Genomic DNA, 19,701 nt, shown 5'->3' with positions numbered 1-19,701 from the left:
AAAGAATATAAGAAATTAAAACCCTGTTCATTCGTATTTTATATATAAAACAAAGTATGAAAGCGCATCTCAATTTTAAGACTTTTTGGTAAATTAAGAGTATAATCAAAGTGTGTTACCTTTTTATAAGATAACAAGCTAATATAATAAAGTTTAGCTTGCATATTTTTAAAATTTTATTTCAAGGAGGAATAATGGAAAAGTATTTTGGTGAAAAACAGCAGCGTTTTTCATTTAGAAAATTATCAGTAGGACTTGTATCTGCAACGATTTCAAGTTTATTTTTTATGTCTGTATTAGCTAGCTCATCTGTAGAGGCTCAAGAGACTAAAGGTGTTCACTATAAATATGTGACAGAGTCAGAGCTATCATCAGAAGAAAAGAAGCATCTTGTCTATGACATTCCGACATACATGGAGAATGATGATGAGACTTATTATCTTGTTTATAAATTAAATTCCCAAAATCAACTGGGAGACTTACCAAATACTGGAAGTAAGAATGATATGCAAACCCTAGTTGCTGGTGCTAGCTTAGCGGCTCTGGGGATTTTAATTTTTGCCGTTTCTAAGAAAAAAGTTAAGAATAAAACAGTATTACATTTAGTATTGGTTGCAGGGATAGGAAATGGTGTCTTAGTTTCAGCTCATGCTTTAGAAAATAATCTTTTGCTAAATTACAATACTGACTATGAATTAACCTCAGGAGAAAAATTACCTCTTCCTAAAGACATTTCTGGTTACACATATATCGGATATATCAAAGAGGAAAACATAACTTCTGAGTCTATAGTAAATAATCAAGAAAAATCAGCAGCCACTCCTACAAAACAACAAAAGGTGGATTATAATGTTACACCGAATTTTGTAGAGAATCCATCAACAGTACAAGCTATTCAGGAACAAACACCTGTTTCTTCAACTAAGCCGACAGAAGTTCAAGTAGTTGAAAAACCTCTTTCTACAGAATTAACCAATCCAACAAAAAAAGAGAAACAATCTTCAGATTCTCAAGAACAATTAGCCAAACATAAGGATGTACAAGCTGGAACTCTGGTAACCGACAAGGGGGAGCCAGCGATCCAGCCAGAGTTACCAGAAGCAGTTGTATCTGATAAAGGGGAGGCTGCAGTCCAACCCGCCTTGCCAGAAGCTGTGGTAAGTGATAAAGGCGTACCGGAAGTTCAACCTGCGTTACCAGAAGCAGTTGTAAGTGACAAAGGCGAATCTGAAGTTCAACCAACGTTACCAGAAGCAGTAGTAACTGACCAGGGCGAACCAGCGGTCCAGCCAGAATTACCCGAAGCAGTTGTAAGTGACAAAGGCGAATCTGAAGTTCAACCAACGTTACCAGAAGCAGTAGTAAGTGACAAGGGTGAGCCTGCAGTCCAACCCGCCTTGCCAGAGGCTGTTGTAAGTGATAAAGGCGTACCTGAAGTTCAACCTGCGTTACCCGAAGCGGTTGTAACTGACAAAGGTGAGCCGGAAGTTCAACCCGCCTTGCCAGAAGCAGTTGTTACTGATAAAGGAGAACCGGAAGTTCAACCTGAATTGCCAGAAGCAGTTGTAACCGATAAAGACAAACCGGAAGTTCAACCTGAATTGCCAGAAGCAGTTGTAAGCGATAAAGGAGAACCAGCAGTCCAACCCGCCTTACCAGAAGCAGTTGTGACTGACAAAGGTGAGCCGGAAGTTCAACCTGCGTTACCAGAAGCAGTCGTGACTGATAAGGGTGAGCCTGCAATTCAGCCAGAGTTACCAGAAGCTTTAGTAAGTGACAAAGGCGAACCAGAAGTTCAACCTGAATTACCCGAAGCAGTTGTAAGTGACAAAGGCGATCCAGCGATCCAGCCAGAGTTACCAGAAGCAGTTGTAAGCGATAAAGGAGAACCGGAAGTTCAACCTGAATTGCCAGAAGCAGTTGTTACTGATAAAGGTGAACCTGAAGTTCAGCCTGAATTACCAGAAGCTGTTGTTACTGATAAAGGCGAACCTGCAGTCCAATCAGCGTTGCCAGAAGCTGTTGTAAGTGGCAAAGGGGAGCCTGAACAGGTAGCCCCACTTCCAGAATACACTGGTGATATTGATCAAGTAAAGCCAGATATTCCGACTGAAAAAACGAAAGAGCAGGATCCAGAAAAAACACTCGAATTAAGAAATGTTTCGGATATTGAGTTGTACAGCCAGACGAATGGGACTTATAAACAACATATCTCATTGGATGGAATTCCAAAGAATACGGATAATTACTTTGTCAAGGTAAAATCTTCGGCATTTAAAGATATCTATCTACCAGTCTCCTCAATAACTCAAGAGGAAAGAAATGGTCAGTCAGTTTATAAAATTACAGCTAAGGCTGAGAAACTCCAGCAAGAGCAGAACAATAAATATGTCGACAATTTCAGCTTCTATCTTTCCAAGAAGGCTACAGAGGAAAAGACAAACTTTACTTCCTTTAGTAATCTGGTCAAAGCTATAAACCAAAATCTCTCTGGAACCTATCATTTAGCAGCTAGCCTGAATGCTAACGAAGTGGAGCTTAGTCCTGATGATAAATCCTATATCAAGGGAACCTTTACTGGTCAGTTGATTGGAGAAAAAGATGGTAAGAAGTATGGTATTTATAACTTGAAAAAACCTCTGTTTGAAAACTTGAGTGGTGCTACAGTAGAAAAACTGAGTCTAAAAAATGTTACTATTTCAGGGAAAGATGATATCGGTTCACTGGCAAATGAAGCTCAGAATAACACAAAAATTAAGCAAGTTCATGTCGATGGTGTTCTGGCTGGAGAACGTGGTATCGGTGGTTTGTTGGCTAAGGCAGACCAATCAAGCATCACAGAGAGTAGTTTCAAGGGAAGAATTGTCAATACCTATGAAACAACTGATGCCTACAATATTGGCGGTCTGGCCGGTCATTTAACAGGAAAAAATGCGTCTATTGCTAAATCAAAAGCGACAGTAGCCATTTCATCCAACACCAATAGTTCAGATCAGACTGTTGGTGGGCTTGCAGGTCTAGTAGATCAAGATGCGCATATACAGGATAGCTATGCTGAAGGTGATATCAACAATGTCAAGCACTTTGGTAGAGTTGCGGGTGTGGCTGGATATTTGTGGGATCGAACTTCTGGTGAGGAACGGCATGCTGGAAGCTTGACCAATGTTCTCAGTGATGTCAATGTAACCAACGGAAATGCCATTACCGGTTACCACTATAATGACATGAAGGTGAAGGACACATTCAGCAGCAAGGCGAACAGAGTATACAATGTCACCTTGGTTAGGGATGAAGTCGTCAGCAAAGAATCCTTTGAAGAAAGAGGAACAATGTTAGATGCTTCTGAAGTGACTAATAAAAAAGCAGAAATCAATCCTCTCACTCCTCCAACAATGGAGCCCCTTTCAACAAGTGGTAGTAAAGAAAGTGATTTTTCTAAGGTAGCCCATTATCAAGCTAACCGTGCTTTGGTTTATAAGAACATTGAAAAATTGTTACCTTTCTATAACAAGGCGACCATCGTGAAATACGGAAACCTGGTTAAGGAGAACAGTCTCTTATATCAAAAAGAACTCTTGTCCGCAGTTATGATGAAGGATGACCAAGTAATCACAGATATTGTTTCTAACAAACAGACTGCAAATAAACTCTTGCTTCACTATCAGGACCATTCATCTGAGAAGCTCGATCTCAAGTACCAGACTGATTTTGCCAAGCTAGCAGAATATAGTTTAGGGGATACAGGACTCCTCTACACTCCAAATCAATTCTTGTATGACCAAGACTCTATCATTAAGCAAGTCTTACCTGACTTACAAAAGGTTGACTATAAGTCGGATGCCATCAGAAAGACACTCGGAATTTCTCCAGATGTCAAGCAAACTGAGCTCTATCTGGAAGACCAGTTCGTCAAAACAAAACAAAATTTGGCAAACAGTTTGAAAAAACTCTTGTCAGCAGATGCTGGACTTGCTGGTGACAACCCAGTTACCAGAGGCTATCTTGTAGATAAAATCAAGAACAATAAGGAAGCCTTGCTACTCGGTTTAACTTATTTAGAACGTTGGTATAACTTTAGCTATGGTCAAGTGAATGTCAAAGACCTGGTGATGTATCGTCCAGACTTCTTTGGTAAAGGAAATACTTCACCATTAGATACTCTGATTGAGTTAGGTAAATCTGGCTTTAACAATCTTCTTGCTAAAAACAATGTCGATACTTATGCTATCAGTCTTGCCAGCCATCATGGAACGACAGATTTGTTTAGCACGCTAGAAAATTACCGAAAAGTCTTTTTACCAAACACTAGCAATAATGACTGGTTTAAAAAACAGACCAAAGCTTTCATTGTCGAAGAAAAATCCACTATTGCAGAGGTCAAAGCCAAGCAAGAGCAAGCAGGGACTAAGTATTCTATCGGTGTTTATGACAGAATTACTAGTAGTACTTGGAAATATCGCAATATGGTCTTGCCTCTCCTTACCTTGCCAGAAAGATCTGTATTTGTCATCTCAACCTTGTCTAGCCTAGGATTTGGCGCTTACGATCGCTACCGCAACAGCGATTATAAGGCTGGAGATGAACTCAATAAGTTTGTTGAAGATAATGCGCGTGAAACAGCCAAACGTCAGCGAGATCACTATGATTATTGGTATCGTATTTTAGATAAAGAAGGACGTGAAAAGCTCTATCGTACAATTTTACTTTATGATGCCTATAAGTTTGGAGATGATACAACATCTGGAAAAGCTACAGTTGAGGCTCAGTTTGATAGTACCAATCCGGCGATGAAGAATTTCTTTGGTCCAGTGGGGAATAAAGTAGTTCACAATCACCATGGTGCTTATGCAACTGGAGATGGCGTTTACTATATGTCCTATCGTATGTTAGATAAGGATGGAGCTATCACCTATACCCATGAGATGACACATGATTCAGATCAGGATATTTACCTTGGTGGCTATGGTCGAAGAAGTGGCTTAGGACCGGAGTTCTTCGCAAAAGGCTTATTGCAAGCTCCTGATCAACCAAGTGATGCAACCATTACCATCAACTCTATCTTGAAACATAAAACATCAGATAGTACAGAAGGCCAGCGATTGCAAGTACTTGATCCAACTACAAGATTTAATGACGCAGCAGATCTTCAGAACTACGTCCACAATATGTTTGATGTCGTTTACATGTTGGAATATCTCGAAGGGCAATCTATTGTGAAACAGTTAGATGCTTATCAGAAAATGACGGCTCTGAGAAAAATCGAGAATAAATACGTGAAAGATCCTGCAGATGGAAATGAGGTTTACGCTACTAACGTTGTACAAAATCTGACAGAAGAAGATGCCAAAAAATTGACTACCTTTGATAGTTTAATTAAAAATAATATCTTGTCAGCTCGTGAATATAAGTCTGGGGAATATGAAAGAAACGGTTACTATACGATTAAACTCTTCGCCCCAATCTATTCGGCTCTGAGCAGTAAGGGAACTCCGGGTGATTTGATGGGACGTAGGATAGCTTATGAACTTTTGGCTGCCAAAGGTTTTAAGGATGGAATGGTACCTTATATCTCAAACCAATACGAGGAAGTTGCTAAACAACAAGGGAAAACTATCAATCTTTATGGTAAAGAACGAGGATTGGTGACAGATGATCTTGTTTTGGAAAAGGTATTTGAAGGTAAGTATAAAACTTGGGCAGAATTTAAGACAGCTATGTACCAAGAACGGGTGGGTCAGTTTGGAAACTTGAAAAAGGTGACCTTCAACGATCCAACTAAATCTTGGGCAAGTTTTGCAAGAAAGACGATTCATAGTGTAGAAGAACTGCAGCGATTAATGGACGAAGCTGTCCGTAAGGATGCAGATGAGAATCGTTATTCTTGGGACAACTATAATCCAGAATATGATAGTGCAGTTCATAAGTTAAAGAGAGCAGTGTTTAAGGCCTATCTAAATCAAACTGATGATTTTAGAAGTTCAATTTTTGAAAATAAAAAATAGTGTTTACTATTAGGAAATAAAATTAAAGAAGGTGATTACGCTTGTCATTATTTAAAAAAGAACGGTTTTCAATCCGAAAAATCTGTGGGATTGTTGGTTCAGTTTTACTCGGAAGTATCTTAGTTGCACCGTCAGTCATTCATGCTTCTACCTATCATTACATTGAAAAAAGCGCTCTTACAAAGGAAGAACAAAGAAAGATTCAAGCAGGAATTCCTACTGATAATGAGGTAACTTATGCTCTTATTTATCAGCAGGAAGCTCTTCCTGCAACAGGTTCATCGACTTCTGTGCTTACAGCTTTAGGGCTATTAGCTGTTGGTAGTTTAGTCCTTTTGGTTCATAAAAAGAAAAAAGTTAGTAGTTTGTTCTTAGTTACTACTATCGGACTGATTAGTCTTTCTAGTATGCAAGCTCTCGATATAAGCAATCCTTTGAAAGCTCCAAGTAATGAAGGAGTAGTTCAAATTGCTGGATATCGTTATATTGGATACTTACCTCTTGATGATGATGCAATCTCAGAAATTCAACATAAAGCTGAGGGGACAAAAAATGTTCCAGTATCTGAAATTCAAAGTATCCCTAATGAAGCGCCTAAAGCAGAAAAACCAGAACATACAGCACCAGTTGGTGGTAATCTGGTTGAGCCCGAAGTTCATGAAAAACCAGGATACACTCAACCTGTGGGGATGGTTCCTGACGAAGCACCTAAAGCAGACAAACCAGAATATACTAAACCAGTTGGCACAGTGCCTGACGAAGCACCTAAAGCTGAGAAACCAGAATACACTAAACCAGTGGGTACAGTGCCTGACGAAGCACCTAAATCAGAGAAACCAGAGTACACTGCACCAGTAGGCACAGTCCCAGACGATGCTCCTAAGTATGAGAAGCCTGACTATACGCAACCAATAGGTACAAACCTTGTAGAACCTGAAGTTCAACCAGCGTTGCCGGAAGCTATTGTGACTGACAAAGGCGAGCCGGAAGTTCAACCGGCATTACCCGAAGCTGTTGTGACTGACAAAGGCGAACCGGAAGTTCAACCAGCGTTACCCGAAGCTGTTGTGATTGACAAAGGCGAACCGGAAGTTCAACCGGCATTACCCGAAGCTGTTGTAACTGATAAAGGTGAACCGGAAGTTCAACCAGCGTTACCCGAAGCTGTTGTAACTGATAAAGGTGAACCGGAAGTTCAACCAGCGTTACCCGAAGCTGTTGTAACTGATAAAGTGGAACCGGAAGTTCAACCGGCATTACCCGAAGCTGTTGTGACTGACAAAGGCGAACCGGAAGTTCAACCAGCATTACCAGAAGCTGTTGTAACTGACAAAGGCGAACCGGAAGTTCAACCAGCATTACCAGAAGCTGTTGTAACTGACAAAGGCGAACCGGAAGTTCAACCAGCATTACCAGAAGCTGTTGTGACTGATAAAGGAAAACCAGAAGTTCAACCGGCATTACCCGAAGCTGTTGTGACTGACAAAGGCGAACCGGAAGTTCAACCGGCATTACCCGAAGCTGTTGTGACTGAAAAAGGTGAGCCAGAAGTTCATGAAAAACCAGCATACACTGAACCGGTAGGCACAGTTCCAGACGAAGCACCCAAGTCCGAGAAGTCAGAATACACGGAATCTGTAGGTACAACAGGAGTAGATGAAACAGGAAACTTAATTGATCCGCCGGTTATTGAAATCTCAGAGTATACCGATCCACTAGCTACAGTTCCTGACGTTGCTCCAGAGAGAGAAGAGCTTCCTGCTTTACATACTGATATTCGTACAGAGACTATTCCTAAAACTATCACAGAAGAATCTGATTCTAGCAAATTTATAGGTGATGATTCTATTAAACAAGTTGGTGAGGATGGCGAACGTCAAATTGTTACTAGCTATGAAGAGTTACATGGCAAAAAAATCAGTGACCCAGTTGAAACAGTAACTATTTTGAAAGAAATGAAGCCTGAAATTCTTGTAAAAGGTACCAAAGAAAAGCTCAAAGAAAAAACGGCTCCTGTTTTGACTCTGACCACTGTATCTAAGGATGTTTTAGCTAAGTCTGCTACAATTAACTACAATCTAGAAAATCAAGACAATGCTACAATTACACGCATTGTAGCGACTATCAAAGAAGGTGGAAAAATTGTAAAAACGCTTGATTTAAAAACCGATAACTTATCTCAAGTATTAGAGAACTTAGACTATTACAAAGATTATACGATTTCAACCACTATGACTTATGATGTAGGTAAGGGTGCAGAAGTATCGACTTTGGAAGATAAACCTTTACGCTTAGATTTAAAGAAAGTTGAGTTGAAAGATATTGCAAACACAAGTCTAATACAAGTAGATAAGAGCGGTATCGAAAGCGATAGTAGTTATTTAACTTCTCTTCCAAGTGATTTTAACAACTATTACTTAAAAGTAACCTCCAGAGAAAACAAAGTGACTCGTTTAGCAATTGATAAGATTGAAGAGGTCATTGAGGAAGGTAAGCAGCTTTACAAGATAACGGCAAAAGCACCTGACTTAGTTCAACGTGATAAAGACGGTAAGTTAAGAGATACTTACACTTATTATCTTGAAAAACCGAGGGCTACCGAGGATAAGGTTTATTACAACTTCCATGATTTAGCAAAAGACATGCAAGCAAATCCTACCGGTGAGTTTAAACTTGGTGCAGATTTGAATGCAGTTAACGTTAAGCCAGCAGGTAAAGCTTATGTTATGGCTAAGTTTAGAGGTACTTTATCAAGTGTAGAGAATCATCAGTACACGATTCATAACTTAGAAAGACCTTTGTTTAATGAGGCTGAAGGTGCTACACTCAAAAACTTTAACTTAGGTAATGTAAATATCAATATGCCTTGGGCTGATAAAGTTGCACCTATTGGTAATATGTTTAAGAAGTCTACACTTGAGAATATCAAAGTAGTAGGTTCAGTAACAGGAAATAACGATGTAACCGGTGCTGTTAATAAGTTAGATGAAGCTAATATGCGCAATGTAGCTTTTATTGGCAAGATTAACAGTCTTGGAGATAAAGGCTGGTGGTCTGGTGGACTTGTCAGCGAAAGTTGGATAAGTAACGTTGATAAAGCTTACGTTGATGCTAAGATTAGTGCCAATAAATCTAAATATGGTGGTTTAATTGGTAAACTAGATCATGGTATTGACTCGATGACAGTAGGTAAAAAAGGATTTCTCCGAAATGCTGTAATAAAAGGTACTATGAATTTGATTCAGCATGGCGAAAGTGGAGCTGTAATTCATAACAACTTTAACTGGGGGGTTATTGAAGACGTCGTAACAATGCTTAAAGTAAATAATGGTGAAATTGTCTATGGTTCATCAGCCTTGAATGATAATGACCAATATTTTGGATTAGATAATATCAAACGTGTAAATTATGTAAATGGTGTTGCAAGTGGTTTATCTTCCTACAAGCATTCAAATCGTATTACTGGTATCTCTCAAGCCGAAGCAGACGCCAAAATCGCTAATATGGGGATTACTGCGAATACCTTCGCTATTCAAGATCCAGTTGTAAACAAGTTAAATCGTATTGTTGATAGAGATTCTGAATATAAAGCGATTCAGGACTACCAAGAAACAAGAAACCTAGCTTATCGAAACTTGGAAAAACTGCAACCATTTTATAACAAAGAGTGGATTATAAACCAAGGGAATAAGTTAACAGATGATTCCAATCTTGTTAAGAAAACTGTTCTGTCTGTAACAGGTATGAAAGCAGGGCAATTTGTCACTGATTTATCAAGTGTGGATAAAATCATGATTCACTATGCCGATGGAACCAAAGAAGAATTTGGGGTATCTGCGGTTTCGGACTCTAAGGTAAAACAAGTCAAAGAATATAATGTAGATGGTTTAGGTGTAGTTTACACTCCTAATATGGTTTATAAGAACAGAGATTCCTTGATTACGAAAGTTAAAGAGAAGTTGAGTTCTGTTGCTTTAGACTCTGCTGAGGTTAAAGCTATTACAAATAACCCTTCATCTCTATACCTAGAAGAAAGCTTCGCTGAGGTTAGAGAGACGTTAGATAAGTTAGTGAAGTCCTTGTTAGAAAATGAAGACCATCAACTGAACAGTGATGAAGTGGCTGAGAAGGCGCTTCTCAAGAAAGTTGAAGATAATAAAGCTAAGATTATATTAGCCTTGACTTATCTAAATCGTTATTATGGTATCGACTATGATGGCTTGAACTTTAAGCATTTGATGATGTTTAAACCAGACTTTTATGGTAAAACACCAAGTATTTTAGATTTCTTGATTCGTATAGGTTCAGCAGAAAAGAATTTAAAAGGAGATAGAAGTTTAGAAGCTTATCGTGAAGTTATTGGTGGTACTATTGGAAAAGGTGAATTAAATGGCTTGTTAGGCTATAACATGCGTTTATTCACTAAGTACACCGACTTAAATGACTGGTTTATTCATGCTGCAAAGAACGTTTATGTTTCTGAGCCTGAGACGACTACAGAGGATTTCAAAGACAAGCGCCATCGTATCTATGACGGTTTGAACAATGACGTGCATAGTCGCATGATTTTACCGTTACTCAACTTGAAGAAAGCACATATTTTTGTCATTTCTACTTACAACACGTTGGCATTCAGTTCTTTTGAAAAATATGGGAAGAATACGGAAGAAGAACGAAATGCTTTCAAAGAGGAGATAAACAAAGTAGCGAAAGCTCAACAAAGATATTTAGACTTTTGGTCTCGTTTAGCTTTACCAAAAGTTCGTAATCAGCTCTTGAAGAGTCAAAACTCCGTACCAACGCCTGTTTGGGATAATCAAAATTATAGCGGTATTAAGAATGCTAGTCGCCGTGGTTATGGTTCAGATGGCAAGGTTGCAACTCCTATTCGTGAGCTATTTGGCCCAACTGATCGTTGGCATCAAGTTAACGGAGCGATGGGAGCGATGGCAAAAATTTATGAACGTCCATGGAAAGATGATCAGGTTTACTTCATGGTAACTGACATGATTAGTCAGTTTGGTATTTCAGCCTTTACACATGAAACAACTCACATAAACGACCGTATGGCTTACTATGGTGGAGATTGGCATCGTGAAGGTACTGACTTAGAAGCCTTTGCTCAAGGTATGTTACAAACCCCTGATAAATCTACTCCGAATAGTGAGTATAAAGCTCTGGGTATCAACATGGCTTATGAGCGTAAAAATGATGGTGAGCAGTACTACAATTATGATCCAGCTAAGTTAGACAGTCGAGACAAGATTGATAGTTATATGAAAAACTACAATGAGTCTATGATGATGTTAGATTACTTAGAAGCTACTGCCGTTATTAAGCAGAAGTTATCTGATAACTCTAAGTGGTTCAAGAAGATGGATAAAGAGTGGCGTACAAATGCGGATAGAAATCGTTTAATTGGAGAACCACACCAGTGGGACAAATTACGTGATTTGACGGAAGAAGAGAAGAAATTACCAATTGATAGCATTGACAAGTTGGTAGATAATAACTTTGTAACTCTTCATGGTATGCCAAATAACGGTCGCTTCCGTACGGAAGGTTTTGATAGTGCTTATCAAACGGTCAATATGATGGCAGGTATCTTTGGCGGGAATACGAGTCGAAGCACCGTAGGTTCTATTTCCTTTAAACACAATACTTTCCGTATGTGGGGTTACTATGGTTATGAGAATGGCTTTATCCCTTATGTTTCTAACAAGTTAAAAGGTGATGCCAACAGAGAAAATAAAGGGCTTTTAGGTGATGATTTCATTATCAAGAAAGTTTCTAATAATCAATTCCAAAACCTCGAAGAGTGGAAGAAACATTGGTATCATGAAGTGTATGCGAAAGCACAGAAAGGCTTTGTTGAGATTGAAGTAGACGGTTCTAAGATTTCAACTTACGCTCAACTTCAAAACTTATTTAACACTGCTGTTGAGAAAGACTTGAAAGAAGGTGGTTTCAAGCATACCGAAGGCCTCAAGTGGAAAGTTTATAAGAAATTATTACAAAACACAGATGGTTTCTTAAATCCATTGTTTAAAATATAAAAGGGACAAGTTTTTTGCTCCCTCTGAAAAGTGGCTCTTTTCTACCATTTGTCAAGTATATCAAGGGCCTTAAGTAAAAAAAGAGATAAGACAGTAGCTATTCTGAGGTTACTGTCTTATTTTTACCACTTATTGATCCATAAAAGGGCACGCTAAAAAACACCTCATCTGGTATTTTTTGTCAACTGTAGTGGGTTGAAGAAAAGCTAATCTCGAGAAAGGACAAATTTCGTCCTTTCTTTTTTGATGTTCAGAGCGATAAAAATGCGTTTTTTGAAGTTTTCAAAGTTCTGAAAACCAAAGGCATTGCGTTTAATAAGTTTGATTAGATTATTAGTGGCTTCCAGTTTGGCGTTAGAATAGGGTAGTTGAAGAGCGTTGACAATTTTCTCTTTGTCCTTTAGAAATGTTTTCAAGACAGTCTGAAAAAGAGGATGAACCAGCTTTAGATTGTCCTCAATGAGTCCAAAGAATTTCTTCGGCTCCTTATTCTGAAAGTGGAAAAGCAAGAGTTGATAGAGATGATAGTGGTGTTTCAAGTCTTCGGAATAGCTCAAAAGCTTGTTTAGGATTTCCTTATTGGTTAAATGCATACGAAAAGTAGGGCGATAAAAATGTTTATCACTCAGTTTACGACTATCCTGATTGATTCATAATTTGTACACGCACACGACTCATAGCACGGCTTAGATGTTGTACAATGTGAAAGCGATCCAGAACGATTTTAGCGTTTGGGAGTGAAACAGTCTCGTAGACTGTTTCAGCCTGAGCCTAGAAATTCGAAAGCGAAGTTGTCTAGTCAAGTCATAATAAGGGCTAAACATATCCATAGTAATGATTTTGACGCGACTTCGGACAGAACTCTCATATTTAAGAAAATGATTTCGGATGATAGATTGTGTTCTACCTTCCAGAACTGTGATGATATTGAGATTGTCAAAATCTTGAGGGTAATTTCTCAAAGTAACTTCCACTTTCCTGACCAAAGTGGAAATTAGTCTAAAACGGATTTTTATGGTGGAATTAAGTGTGAGACGTTTGTTAATTATTTTATAGGATTGGCTATTAGTAAGAAATATGGTATAATATAGGGTGAGACCTTCTTAATAAATAGTGAAAGAGCATAAAATGAAAAAAATTGTCATTAACGGCGGGAGACCATTGAAAGGTGAGATTACGATTAGTGGCGCTAAAAATAGTGTCGTTGCCTTAATTCCTGCCATTATTTTATCAGATGATGTTGTGATTTTGGATTGTGTTCCAGACATCTCTGATGTAGCTAGTCTTATTGAGATTATGGAAATCATGGGAGCTAGTGTCAAGCGTTATGACGATGTTCTTGAGATTGATCCTCGTGGTGTTCAAAATAAACCAATACCTTATGGTAAAATTAATAGCTTGCGTGCGTCTTATTATTTCTATGGTAGTCTTTTAGGTCGTTTTGGTGAAGCAACTGTAGGTTTGCCTGGAGGGTGTGACCTAGGACCGCGTCCGATTGATTTGCATTTAAAAGCATTTGAAGCTATGGGAGCTAAGACAACCTACGAGGGAGATAATATGAATCTCTCAACCCAAGGATCAAGTCTACATGGTGCACATGTCTATATGGATACTGTTAGTGTTGGTGCAACAATCAATACGATGCTAGCAGCAGTAAAAGCTAAAGGTCGAACAGTTATTGAAAATGCTGCTCGCGAACCTGAAATTATTGATGTGGCTACATTATTAAACAATATGGGAGCTCATATTCGTGGCACAGGTACGGATATGATTACTATTGATGGTGTAGATAGCCTTCATGGAACACGTCACCAAGTCATCCCTGACCGTATCGAAGCAGGTACATATATTTCATTGGCTGCTGCAGTAGGTCATGGGATTCGAATTAATAATGTACTTTATGAGCATTTAGAAGGATTTATTGCTAAACTTGAAGAAATGGGTGTTCACATGACTGTTTCTGAAGACAGTATTTTCGTCGAAGAGCAAACAAATCTAAAGGCTGTTAATATCAAGACAGCTCCTTATCCAGGTTTCGCAACAGATCTTCAACAGCCTATTACTCCTTTGCTTTTAAAAGCAGAAGGTCGTGGCACATTGATTGATACAATCTATGAAAAACGTGTCAACCATGTTTTTGAATTAGCCAAAATGAATGCAGATATTTCAACAACAAACGACCACATACTTTATAAGGGTGGAAATCCTTTGCAGGGTGCAAAAGTTAAGGCGACAGACCTACGTGCTGGAGCTGCCTTGGTTATTGCTGGCTTGATGGCTGAAGGAAAAACAGAGATTACCAATGTAGAATTCATCCTTCGAGGCTACTCGAATATTATCGAAAAATTGCGTAATCTTGGAGCAGATATTGAGCTAATCGAAGATTAGCACTTTGAGGATTGCAATGAATATCTGGACTAAATTAGCAAAATTTTCTTTCTATGAGACGGAACGTTTATATTTCCGTCCCTTCTTTTTTACAGATGTAGATGATTTTCATCAACTTGCATCAGATCCTGAAAATCTTCAATTTATCTTTCCTGCACAAGCAAGTATTGAAGAAAGTCAGTATGCTCTTGCCAATTATTTTATGAAATCACCTTTGGGGATCTGGGCTATTTGTGATAAAAAAGAGCAAAGAATGATTGGAGCTATCAAGTTTGAAAAACTTGATGAAATTAAGAAAGAAGCTGAAATTGGCTATTTTTTAAAGAAAGACTATTGGTCTCAGGGTTATATGACTGAAGCAGTTACCAAATTACGAGATTTATCTATGAACGAGTTTGCCTTGAAGCAACTTTCGATTGTGACACATCTAGAAAATGTTGCTAGTCAGAAAGTAGCAGAGAAATCAGATTTTGTTCTTTATCGTCGTTTTAAAGGTAGCGATCGTTATACCCGAAAGATGCGGGATTATCTAGAATTCCGTTATACAAAAGGAAATCTAAATGAGTAAACACCAAGAAATATTAGCCTACTTGGAAGAATTACCAGTTGGGAAGCGTGTCAGTGTTCGTAGTATTTCAAATCGGCTGGGAGTAAGTGATGGTACGGCATATCGGGCTATCAAAGAAGCTGAAAATAGGGGACTTGTTGAAACACGTCCTCGAAGTGGAACAGTACGTGTAAAGTCAAAAAAAGTAGCTATTGAGAAATTAACGTTCGCAGAAATTGCAGAAGTTACAGGCTCGGAAGTTTTAGCTGGTCAAGCTGGATTGGATAGAGAATTTAGTAAATTCTCCATTGGAGCGATGACTGAAAAGAATATTCTTTCATATCTTCATGATGGCGGCTTACTTATCGTAGGAGATCGAACACGTATTCAGTTATTAGCACTAGAAAATGAAAATGCTGTCTTGGTAACAGGTGGATTTGAAGTTCATGAAGATGTTTTGAACCATGCTAATAAAAAAAATATTCCAGTATTGCGCAGTAAACATGATACATTTACAATTGCAACTATGATCAACAGAGCTTTGTCTAATGTTCAGATTAAGACAGATATTTTAACGGTTGAAAAAATCTATCGTACCAGTCATGAATATGGATTTCTACAGGAAACGGATACTGTCAAAGATTATCTAGACTTGGTTCGTAAGAATAGAACGAGCCGTTTTCCTGTCATCAATCAGCATCAGGTCGTTGTTGGTGTAGTTACTATGCGTGATGCTGGGGATAAATCACCTGGTACAACGATAGATAAGGTCATGACAAGGACAGTCTACATGACTGGTTTATCGACGAATATCGCTAACGTTAGCCAGAGAATGATTGCTGAAGACTTTGAAATGGTACCTGTTGTGAGAAGTAATCAAACTTTACTTGGTGTTATTACTAGACGGGATGTCATGGAAAAGATGAGCCGCTCTCAAGTTTCAGCTTTGCCAACATTTTCAGAACAGGTTGGTCAGAAGTTATCTTACCACCATGATGAAGTTGTCATTACGGTTGAACCATTTATGTTGGAAAAAAATGGAGTCCTTGCAAATGGAGTTCTTTCAGAAATTTTGACCCATATGACGCAGGATCTGGTCGTGAATAGCGGACGTAACCTCATCATTGAACAGATGTTGATTTACTTTTTACAGGCTGTTCAGATCGATGATATCTTGCGAATTCAGGCTAGAATTATTCATCATACGAGAAGGTCAGCCATTATTGACTATGACATTTATATCAATCATCAAATCGTATCAAAAGCAAATGTTACTGTAAAAATTAATTAAAACTAGGAGAAAACATGATTACATTAAAATCAGCTAGAGAAATCGAAGCAATGGATAAGGCTGGCGATTTTCTTGCCAGTATTCACATCGGTTTGCGAGACATCATCAAACCAGGTGTAGATATGTGGGAAGTAGAAGAATATGTGCGTCGTCGTTGTAAAGAAGAAAATTTCCTCCCTCTTCAAATTGGTGTTGATGGGGCAATGATGGATTATCCATACGCAACTTGTTGTTCGCTTAATGACGAAGTAGCCCATGCTTTTCCACGCCACTATATTTTGAAGGAAGGCGATTTGCTGAAAGTTGATATGGTTCTTGGTGGGCCAATCGCTAAGTCTGACCTCAATGTTTCTAAACTTAATTTTAACAACGTTGAGCAGATGAAAAAATACACTCAAAACTTTACGGGCGGATTGGCAGATTCTTGTTGGGCTTACGCTGTTGGAAAACCGTCAGAAGAAGTTAAAAACTTGATGGATGTTACCAAAGAAGCTATGTATAAGGGAATTGAGCAGGCTGTTGTAGGAAATCGTATTGGAGATATTGGAGCTGCTATTCAGGAATATGCTGAAAGTCGTGGGTACGGAGTTGTTCGTGATCTTGTAGGACACGGTGTTGGTCCAACTATGCATGAAGAACCAATGGTGCCTAACTATGGTATCGCAGGTCGTGGTCTCCGCCTTCGTGAAGGCATGGTCTTAACCATTGAACCTATGATCAATACAGGTGATTGGGAAATCGATACAGATATGAAAACAGGCTGGGCACATAAAACAATCGATGGTGGACTATCATGTCAGTACGAGCATCAGTTTGTTATTACTAAAGATGGACCTGTAATCTTGACAAGTCAAGGTGAAGAGGGAACTTATTAATCAAAAAAGGAGCTGAGCTCCTTTTTTTGATTCTTTCAAGTTGAAAATAAATTTGCGTAGCAGATATCTTACAAACGTTTTCTTTTATAGTAAAATAAAAGATGACTATATGAAAGAAGGTTTTTAATTGGAAAGTATTTTATTTTTTATTTCTGTCTTTATTGCTGGGGTCTTGTCATTCTTTTCTCCCTGTATCTTTCCCTTGTTACCAGTCTACGCAGGTGTTCTGCTAGATGATCAAGAGAAGTCAAAGACATTTCGTTTTTTGGGTAAAGATGTTGACTGGTCAGGATTGATTCGTACCCTCTGTTTCATTGCGGGTATCTCTCTCATTTTCTTTATTCTTGGATTTGGAGCAGGATTCCTTGGGAATTTACTTTATGCTGTCTGGTTCCGTTATGTCATGGGAATCATGATTATCATACTGGGATTGCATCAGATGGAAATTCTTCATCTACAAAAATTAGAGGTACAAAAAACAGTAACATTTAAGCAAAAACAGTCTAGTAAATATCTCTCGGCTTTTTTACTGGGTATCAGCTTCAGCTTTGGCTGGACTCCATGTATAGGCCCAGTTTTAAGTTCTGTTTTAGCACTGGCTGCCTCAGGAGGAAATGGAGCTCTTCAGGGGGCCTTATTAACCCTCATTTACACTCTCGGAATGGCACTTCCATTTTTAGTTCTGGCCTTGGCATCAGGTCTTGTCATGCCTTATTTTAGTAGAATCAAATTCCACATACTTTTATTGAAGAAAATTGGTGGTTTATTGATCGTTCTCATGGGAATTTTATTAATGTTGGGACAGTTAAATGTCTTATCTGGAATATTAGGATAAAAGGAGTAATCTATGAAAAAAATTATCTATTTTGGACTTAGTTTCTTGTCTCTCTTTCTTCTGATTGCTTGTGGCAAGGAAGAGAAAAAATCAAGTCCACAAAATCAATCAAGTCAGACACAACAAGCGTATGTGAAGCAAGTAGCTATTGGAGCAGAAGCACCTGATTTCACCCTCCAATCGATGGATGGAAAAGAAGTGAAATTATCTGATTTTAAAGGTAAAAAAGTTTATCTTAAATTTTGGGCATCTTGGTGCGGACCATGTAAGAAGAGTATGCCAGAATTGATGGAACTTGCTGCTAAGGAAGATCGTGGTTTCGAAATTTTATCTGTCATTGCGCCAGGGCTTCAAGGTGAAAAAACGGTAGACCAATTTCCAAAGTGGTTTGAGGAACAAGGTTATAAAGACATCCCTGTTTTATATGATACAAAAGGAGCTGTTTTTCAAGCCTATCAAATTCGAAGTATCCCTACAGAGTATCTAATTGATTCACAAGGTAAAATTGCTAAGATGCAATTAGGTGCAATTAGTAACGCAGATGCAGAAGCAGCTTTTGCTCAAATGAAATAAAGTAATGAAATATAAAAATGTCTAGACAAATCGTCTAGACATTTTTTCTAACTTAAAATTTTTTCTAACTTAAATTAGTTTTTTGAAGCAGCTTGGAATTCAGGGTTTTTCCAAGCTTCATCAATAATAGCTTGCAATTCTTTTGCTGAAGCTTGCATTTTTTGAGTTTCAGCATCGTTCAATGGGATGTTTACTGGACGCACAATACCATGTGCTCCAACAACAGCTGGTTGACCGATGAAGACATCTTTGATTCCGTATTGACCTTCTTGGAATACAGAAAGTGGAAGTACTGCATTTTCATCGTCAAGGATTGCTTTAGTGATACGAGCAAGGGCAACTGCGATACCGTAGTATGTAGCACCTTTCTTGTTGATGATTGTGTAAGCAGCGTCACGAACACCTTCGAACAATTCGATCAATTCAGTTTCTTGAACGTTTTGAGTGTCTTTAAGGAATTCTTCAAGGTTAACACCTGCGATGTTAGCGTGTGACCAAACGGCAAATTCTGAGTCACCGTGTTCACCCATGATGTAAGCGTGAACTGAACGAGCGTCTACATCCAATTTTTCAGCAAGGGCTTGACGGAAACGAGCTGAGTCAAGTGAAGTACCTGAACCGATAACGCGTTCTTTAGGGAATCCTGAGAATTTCCATGTAGAGTATGTCAAAACGTCAACTGGGTTAGCAGCTACAAGGAAGATACCGTTAAATCCTGATTCAACAACTTGTGTTACGATAGATTTGTTGATTGCAAGGTTTTTACCAACAAGGTCAAGACGAGTTTCACCTGGTTTTTGAGGGGCACCTGCAGTAATTACAACAAGGTCAGCATCCGCACAGTCAGCGTACTCAGCTGCATAAATCTTCTTAGGTGAAGTGAAAGCAAGGGCGTGGCTAAGGTCAAGCGCATCACCAACAGCTTTTTCGTGCAATTGAGGAATTTCAATGATACCAAGTTCTTGGGCAATTCCTTGGTTAACAAGAGCGAAAGCGTAAGATGAACCTACGGCACCGTCACCAACGAGGATAACTTTTTTGTGTTGTTTAGTTGCTGTCATTAGTCTAAACATCTCCTTTGTTTTTTTAAGGGTAATACCCTGTTTAGTTTCATTCTATCACTTTTAAATAGCT

General features: G+C 38.6%; 9 protein-coding genes and 1 pseudogene. 8 read left to right on the top strand and 2 right to left on the bottom strand.

Annotation, left to right across the window (positions count from 1 at the left end; translation table 11 throughout):
* The first annotated feature begins 194 nt into the window (after positions 1–194).
* Both QM374_RS01635 and QM374_RS01630 read left to right on the top strand, forming a co-directional pair.
* Positions 195–6,002: a ZmpA/ZmpB/ZmpC family metallo-endopeptidase gene (locus tag QM374_RS01635; protein WP_060955824.1), complete on the top strand. Its 5,808-nt coding sequence runs from the start codon at positions 195–197 to the stop codon at positions 6,000–6,002.
* Between the two features lie 41 nt (positions 6,003–6,043).
* Entirely contained in the window at positions 6,044–12,058 is a 6,015-nt protein-coding gene (locus QM374_RS01630; protein WP_060955823.1) for an SIALI-17 repeat-containing surface protein, read from the top strand.
* A gap of 206 nt (positions 12,059–12,264) precedes the next feature.
* Here QM374_RS01630 and QM374_RS01625 read toward each other — a convergent pair.
* Positions 12,265–13,005: pseudogene (locus tag QM374_RS01625) on the bottom strand (transposase); the annotation flags it as partial.
* Positions 13,006–13,186: 181 nt separating this feature from the next.
* On the opposite strand from QM374_RS01625, the gene QM374_RS01620 reads away from it, so the two are divergent.
* The 6 genes from QM374_RS01620 (at position 13,187) to sdbB (ending at position 18,567) form a co-directional block, all read left to right on the top strand.
* Positions 13,187–14,446, top strand: coding sequence for a UDP-N-acetylglucosamine 1-carboxyvinyltransferase (locus QM374_RS01620; RefSeq protein ID WP_060955822.1), 1,260 nt, complete (start codon positions 13,187–13,189; stop codon positions 14,444–14,446).
* A 16-nt stretch (positions 14,447–14,462) separates the two neighbouring features.
* On the top strand, positions 14,463–15,014 hold the full coding sequence (locus tag QM374_RS01615) for a GNAT family N-acetyltransferase (RefSeq protein ID WP_049525843.1): 552 nt from the start codon (positions 14,463–14,465) through the stop codon (positions 15,012–15,014).
* Positions 15,007–16,284, top strand: coding sequence for a CBS-HotDog domain-containing transcription factor SpxR (spxR, locus tag QM374_RS01610; protein WP_060955821.1), 1,278 nt, complete (start codon positions 15,007–15,009; stop codon positions 16,282–16,284). The genes QM374_RS01615 and spxR overlap by 8 nt, the downstream gene beginning before the upstream one ends.
* 14 nt (positions 16,285–16,298) lie before the next feature.
* Positions 16,299–17,159, top strand: a complete 861-nt coding sequence (locus QM374_RS01605) for a methionyl aminopeptidase (RefSeq protein ID WP_045763436.1) — start codon at positions 16,299–16,301, stop codon at positions 17,157–17,159.
* A gap of 127 nt (positions 17,160–17,286) precedes the next feature.
* A complete protein-coding gene (gene ccdA2, locus QM374_RS01600) occupies positions 17,287–17,994 on the top strand; it encodes a thiol-disulfide oxidoreductase-associated membrane protein CcdA2 (protein ID WP_060955820.1) in 708 nt (235 codons plus the stop codon).
* 12 nt (positions 17,995–18,006) lie between these two features.
* Entirely contained in the window at positions 18,007–18,567 is a 561-nt protein-coding gene (sdbB, locus tag QM374_RS01595; RefSeq protein WP_060955819.1) for a thiol-disulfide oxidoreductase-associated lipoprotein SdbB, read from the top strand.
* A gap of 74 nt (positions 18,568–18,641) precedes the next feature.
* Here sdbB and QM374_RS01590 read toward each other — a convergent pair whose 3' ends face one another.
* The gene (locus QM374_RS01590; protein ID WP_045763432.1) at positions 18,642–19,628 is read right to left on the bottom strand and encodes an L-lactate dehydrogenase; all 987 of its coding nucleotides are present in this window, start codon (positions 19,626–19,628) and stop codon (positions 18,642–18,644) included.
* Positions 19,629–19,701 lie beyond the last annotated feature (73 nt).

Source organism: Streptococcus infantis (assembly GCF_047465525.1).
Classification (GTDB): Bacteria; Bacillota; Bacilli; order Lactobacillales; family Streptococcaceae; genus Streptococcus; species Streptococcus infantis_R.
This window is presented reverse-complemented; position numbering and strand designations above follow the sequence as displayed.